The sequence below is a fragment of the Photorhabdus viridis genome, assembly GCF_040256935.1.
Lineage (GTDB): Bacteria > Pseudomonadota > Gammaproteobacteria > Enterobacterales > Enterobacteriaceae > Photorhabdus > Photorhabdus viridis.
Genome location: NZ_JBEJZY010000539.1, coordinates 1 through 223, shown reverse-complemented (window position 1 = coordinate 223; position 223 = coordinate 1). Strand labels below are relative to the sequence as shown.

1 protein-coding gene is annotated in these 223 nt (G+C 63.2%); it reads right to left on the bottom strand.

Annotated elements, in window-relative coordinates:
• Window positions 1-223 (bottom strand): hypothetical protein (locus ABR397_RS24450; RefSeq protein ID WP_350307938.1); only part of this gene is annotated, 223 nt, incomplete at both ends.

The following is a 223-nucleotide window of genomic DNA, read 5'->3' as shown; positions in this document are numbered from 1 at the left end:
GTTACGGCCCAGATATTCGATACTGCCGTCGGGCAGCCAGCGGCCGAGGTCGCCGGTTTTGTACAGGCGGGCATCCGGGGCGCGGGAGAACGGGTCAGGAATAAAACGTTGTGCTGTCAGTGCCGGACGGTTCAGGTAACCGCGGGCCACTCCTGCCCCACCGATATGGATTTCACCGGCCACACCGAGCGGCGCGGGCTGACCCTGGGTATCCAGAATATAG